This window comes from Nakamurella sp. (assembly GCF_048594475.1).
In the GTDB taxonomy this organism is placed as follows: domain Bacteria; phylum Actinomycetota; class Actinomycetes; order Mycobacteriales; family Nakamurellaceae; genus Nakamurella.
The window spans coordinates 1-5637 of the sequence record NZ_JBMDXT010000089.1 but is presented as its reverse complement, the minus strand read 5'-3'; the positions used below and the strand labels follow the sequence as shown (position 1 = coordinate 5637).

Here is a 5637-nt window from a genome sequence, read left to right as displayed (position 1 = left end):
CCCGGGTCGACGGCGGGCCGGCCCCGGGTCGACGGCGGACCAGCTCCGGTCGGCCCGGCGCGGCGGAGACCGGACCGGCGGGTGGACAGCGGGCCCGAACCGGGCACCGTGACGGCGGCGCCGCCCGACGCGGCGCCGGTCCCGACGGCCCGGCCCGGTCGCGAACACTAGGCTCCCGGTATGTCACCCGAACCCGACCCGGTGGCCGTGCTCACCGACCGGCTGGCCCGGCTGGCCGAACTGGCCGGAACGTCCGGTGCGGACGCCGTCCTCATCACGCCGGGACCTGACCTGGCCTACTTCATCGGCCACTCCATCGGCTCGCACGAGCGGCTGACCTGCCTCGTGGTGCCGGCCGCCGGCCGGCCGTCGTTGCTGGTCCCGACCCTGGAGCGACCCGGGTGGGCGGGGTCGCCGGTCGAGCGGATGGACGTGGCGATCGGCACCTGGACCGACGGCCAGGACCCGTACGCCGCGCTGGCCGAGTTCCTGCCGGCCGACGCCCGGGTGCTGGCGGTCGACTACCACATGCCGGCCGTGCACGCGTTGAACGCGCAGGCCATCGTGCCGGGGTCCGAGCTGACGCTGGCCGGCGAGACCATCGCCCAGCTGCGGATGCGCAAGAGCGCCGACGAGGTTGCCGCGCTGGCCGCCGCCGGGTCGGCGATCGACCGGGTGCAGCGCCGGATCGGCGAGTGGCTGCGGCCCGGCCGCACCGAGAACGACGTGGCCGCCGACATCGCCGCGGCCATCGTGGCCGAGGGCCACGAGCGGCCCGACTTCGTCATCGTCGGCTCCGGGCCGAACGGCGCGAGCCCGCACCACGAGGCGTCGGACCGGGTGATCGAATCCGGGGACGTGGTGGTGATCGACATCGGCGGGCCGATGCCGTCGGGCTACTTCTCCGACTGCACCCGCACCTACCTCGCGGGTCCCGTCGACGGCGGTACCGTGCCGGAGCGGGTCCGCGAGGTCTACGACCTGGTCCGGCGGGCGCAGGCGGCCGGCGTGGCCGCGGTCCGTCCGGGGGCAACCGCCGAATCGGTGGACGCGGCCTCACGCTCGGTGATTGACGCCGCCGGGTACGGGGAATACTTCATCACCCGGACCGGTCACGGGATCGGTCTGGAGGTGCACGAGCACCCGTACATGGTGGCCGGCAACACGATTCCGCTGGAGGAGGGCATGGCGTTCTCGGTGGAGCCGGGAATCTACCTGCCCGGCGAGTTCGGCGTCCGCATCGAGGACATCGTCGTCGTGGGCGAGTCCGGGCCCCGCCTCATGAACAACGCGCCCACCGAGCTGATCGTCGTCGGTGGCTGAAGGGTAGAGGGATGCTCGAGGAGCTGGATGCCCGCATCGCCGCGGTGCTCGCGGCCGACGGCCGATGCAGTTACACCGATCTCGCCGAACGGGTCGGCCTGTCGGTGTCGGCCGTGCACCAGCGGGTGCGCCGGCTGGAGAAGCGCGGCGTGATCCGGGGGTACACGGCGCAGATCGACAGCGAGCAGATCGGCCTGCCGCTGACCGCTTTCGTCTCGTTGACCCCGATCGACCCGGCCGCCCCGGACGACTACCCGCAACGCCTGGCCGTGATGCCGGAGATCGAGGCGTGCCACTCGGTGGCCGGGGTCGAGTCGTACATCGTCAAGGTGCGGGTGCAGTCGCCCGCCGCGCTGGAGACGCTGCTGGGCCAGATCCGGGCGACCGCCGGGATGACGACCCGGACCACCGTCGTCCTCTCCACCCCGTTCGAGGGGCGCCCGGTCGCGCCGCCGCTGGACGGCCCGACGGCCGGCCCGGCCGAGTGACGGCCGACCTGGTCGAGCCCCGCCTGCGGTACCCCGAGGTCGACCGGGACGACGTCGTCGAGTCCCGGCACGGGGTCGAGGTGGCCGACCCGTACCGCTGGCTGGAGGACCCCGACGCGCCGCGGACCCGTGCCTTCGTCGCGGCCCAGAACGCGCTGTCCCGGCCGTATCTGGACGAGTTGCCGGCGCGGGCGCCGCTCCTGGCCCTGACCACCGCCCTGCTCACCGCCCCGCGGCGGGGCGTGCCCTGGGAGCGGGGCGGCCGGTACTTCGTCGTGGCCAATCCCGGTGAGCTCGACCAGGACCAGCTGTTCTGGGCCGACGACCTGGACGGGCTGCTGACCGCTCCCCGGCTGCTGCTGGACCCGAACGGGCTGTCGGCCGACGGCACGGTCGCGATGACCGCCGCCCGGGTCAGCCCGGACGGGGCGCTGCTGGCCTACGCGGTGTCCGAGGCCGGGTCGGACTGGCGGACCATCCGGGTGCGCGACGTCGGCTCCGGGCAGGACCGGCCGGACGAGCTGCACCACGCCAAGTGGATCGACCCGACCTGGCTGCCCGACGCCTCGGGGTTCCTGTTCTGGCGTTACCCGGACACCGCCGGGGGCGAGCTGACCGAGGCGATGGGCGCCGGCGAGCTCGTGCTGCACCGGTTGGCCGCCGACCCGGCCGCGGCCGAGGTGATCTGGACCCCGCCGGACCGGGACTGGATGGCCGACCCGTGGGTGGCCCCGGACGGCCGGTGGCTGGTCCTGACCGCCAGCCCGGGCACCGATTCGCGCACCCTGGTGGCGGCCCACCGGCTCCGGGTGATCGTGGGCCGGCCGGTCGTGGATCCGGTGGCGGTCCCCGTGGTCGCCGAGCTGGCCGACGCCCATCACGTCGTCGGGTCGGACGGCGACACGCTGTACCTGCGCACCGAGCGGGACGCCCCGCGGGGCCGGCTGGTCGCGGTCGACCTGTCCGGCCCCGGAGCGAACGGGCGGGCCGCCTCCTGGGTGGAGGTGGTGGCCCAGCACGACGACGACGTGCTGGTTGAGGTCCGGCCCGCGCGGGGCGCCTTCGCGCTGGTCTGGTCGACCGACGCGGCGCACCGGCTGGAGCTGGTCGACCGCAGCGGCGCCCACCTGGCCTGGCCCGCGCTCCCGTCCCCGGTCTCGATGGCCGCGGTCAACACCCGCGCCGGGTCGGCCGAGATCCTGCTCGGCGTCAGTTCCTTCCTGCGCCGTACCCGGTTGTTCCGGCTCGACGTCGACGCCCCGGGGGAGCTGCGGCCGCGGCCCGGCCCGGGCGGCGAGGTACCGCTGCCGGCGATGCGGGCCGACCGGCGTCGGGCGGTGTCCACCGACGGGGTCGCGGTGCCGATGACGGTGCTGCGGCGGGCGGACCTGCCGGCGGGACCCGCGCCGACCCTGCTCTACGGCTACGGCGGGTTCGACATCCCGCTGCTGCCGGCGTTCTCCGCGATGTTCGCCGCGTGGGTGGCGGCCGGCGGGGTGCTGGTGGTGGCCAACCTGCGCGGCGGCGGCGAGTTCGGCGCGACCTGGCACGAGGCCGGCATGCGGCACCGCAAGCAGCAGGTCTTCGACGATCTGATCGCCTGCGCGGAGTCGCTGGTCGCCACCGGGGTGACGACGCCGGCGCAGCTGGCGGTGCACGGCCGGTCCAACGGCGGCCTGCTCGTCGGCGCGGTGATGACCCAACGACCAGATCTGTTCGCGGCCGCACTGCCGACCGTCGGCGTGCTGGACATGCTGCGCTTCCACCTGTTCACCATCGGCTGGGCCTGGACCAGCGACTACGGATCGCCGGACGACCCGGACGACTTCGGCGTGCTGCTGGCCTACTCACCGTTGCACCGGCTGGCGCCGGGCACGGCCTACCCGGCCACGCTGATCTGCACCGGCGACCACGACGACCGGGTGGTGCCGGCGCACTCGCTGAAGTTCGGCGCGCACCTTCAGTTCTGCCAGGCCGGGCCGGCCCCGGTGCTGCTACGGGTGGACACCCGGGCCGGCCACGGGATGGGCAAGCCGGCCCGCGCGCTGGCGCTGGAGTACGCCGACCAGCTCGCCTTCGCCGCCCGGCACACCGGAATGACTCTCCGCGACCCGGAATAGGACCCCGGCGGCGACGGTTAGCCTGCATAAGGTTCGGCGGGCGGGACGAAGGAGGCGACGGTGACGGCTGCGGTCGGTCTGCGGTCCGAGCGGGGGCCCATCCTGGCCTCGCTGATGCTGGCGACCTCGCTGGTCGCCCTCGACTCGACCATCGTGGCCACCGCGGTGCCCTCGATCGTCGCCGATCTCGGCGGCTTCTCGCAGTTCCCCTGGCTCTTCTCGGTCTACCTGCTGGCCCAGGCGGTCTCGGTGCCGATCTACGGCAAGCTGGCCGACATCGTCGGCCGCAAGCCGATCATGCTGGTCGGCATCGGCCTGTTCCTGGTCGGCTCGATCTTCTGCGCGGCGGCGTGGAACATGACCGCACTAATCGTCTTCCGGGCCGTGCAGGGGCTGGGCGCCGGGGCCGTCCAGCCGATGAGCATCACGATCGCCGGCGACATCTACTCGCTGGCCGAGCGGGCCAAGGCCCAGGGCTACCTGGCCAGCGTGTGGGCGATCTCCGCGGTGGTCGGACCGACCCTGGGTGGCGTCTTCTCCGAGTGGCTGACCTGGCGCTGGCTGTTCATCATCAACATCCCGCTGTGCCTGCTGGCCGGCTGGATGCTGGTCCGGCGGTTCCAGGAGAAGGTGCAGCGGGTCACCCACCGCATCGACTACCTCGGCGCCGTCACGCTCACGGTCGGGGCCTCGCTGCTGATCCTCGGCCTGCTCGAGGGCGGCCAGGCCTGGGCCTGGACGTCCGCGCCGAGCCTGGTCGTGCTGGGCGGCGGCGCGGTGCTGATCGCGATCTTCCTGGTGGTCCAACGGCGGGCGGCGGAGCCGGTGCTGCCGCTGTGGGTGTTCTCCCGTCGCGTGCTCGTGGCCAGCGCGGTCATCGCCACGCTGGTCGGCGCGGTGCTGCTCGGGCTGACCACCTACGTGCCCACGTTCGTGCAGGCCGTGCTGGGCACCGGCCCGCTGGTCGCCGGCTTCGCGCTGGCCACCCTGACCATCGGCTGGCCCATCTCGGCGACCCTGTCCGGTCGCCTCTACCTGCGCCTGGGCTTCCGCACGACCGCGGTCATCGGCGCCACCCTGGCCGTGCTGGGCTCGGTGTCCACGATCTGGCTGGGCGCGTCGTCCGCGGTCTGGCAGGTCGCGGCCAGCTGCTTCGTGGTGGGCCTGGGCATGGGCCTGATCGCCAGCCCGACCCTGATCGCCGCGCAGTCCAGCGTCGGCTGGTCGGAGCGGGGCGTGGTCACCGCCACCAACCTGTTCGCCCGGTCGATCGGCAGCGCCGTGGGGGTGGCCGCCTTCGGGGCGCTGGCCAACGCCAGCCACGGCGCGACCGCCAACGCCGCGGACGACCCGGCCGCGGTCGCCGGGGCCAGCCATGACGTCTTCGTCGCCACCGCGGTGCTGGCCGTCTGCATGTTCGCCGCCGCCTGGGTGCTGCCCGGCGGCCGGCCCTCGGCCCAGGCCGCGCAGGCGGCGCCCGCCGGGGACGCCTCGCCCGGTACCGGGGCGGGAACGGGCGACGTCGCCGCGGACGAGCCGATGACGGCGGACCCGACCCGCTGATCGCACTCGGCCGCGGCGGCCCGGCCCGCGCGGGTCAGGCGCGGTAGCGGTCGCGCACCTGCTCGTCGTCGAGCCACCAGGGGCGGGTCAGCGGCGGGGCGTCCGGCGGGGCCGCGGTCCCGGCCGCCGCGGTCCCGGCGGCC

General features: G+C 74.6%; 4 protein-coding genes. All 4 read left to right on the top strand.

Going from position 1 to position 5637, the window contains the following annotated elements; all coding sequences use genetic code 11:
- Positions 1-180 precede the first annotated feature (180 nt).
- The 4 genes from ACOJUF_RS04660 (at position 181) to ACOJUF_RS04645 (ending at position 5494) form a co-directional block, all read left to right on the top strand.
- Positions 181-1323 carry a M24 family metallopeptidase gene (locus tag ACOJUF_RS04660; protein ID WP_420120698.1) on the top strand — a complete coding sequence of 381 codons (1143 nt, stop codon included), beginning with the start codon at positions 181-183 and terminating at the stop codon, positions 1321-1323.
- Positions 1324-1334: 11 nt separating this feature from the next.
- On the top strand, positions 1335-1811 hold the full coding sequence (locus ACOJUF_RS04655; protein WP_420120697.1) for an Lrp/AsnC family transcriptional regulator: 477 nt from the start codon (positions 1335-1337) through the stop codon (positions 1809-1811).
- A complete protein-coding gene (locus ACOJUF_RS04650) occupies positions 1808-3931 on the top strand; it encodes a prolyl oligopeptidase family serine peptidase (RefSeq protein ID WP_420120696.1) in 2124 nt (707 codons plus the stop codon). The genes ACOJUF_RS04655 and ACOJUF_RS04650 overlap by 4 nt, the downstream gene beginning before the upstream one ends.
- 114 nt (positions 3932-4045) lie before the next feature.
- Positions 4046-5494: an MDR family MFS transporter gene (locus tag ACOJUF_RS04645; protein WP_420120699.1), complete on the top strand. Its 1449-nt coding sequence runs from the start codon at positions 4046-4048 to the stop codon at positions 5492-5494.
- Positions 5495-5637 lie beyond the last annotated feature (143 nt).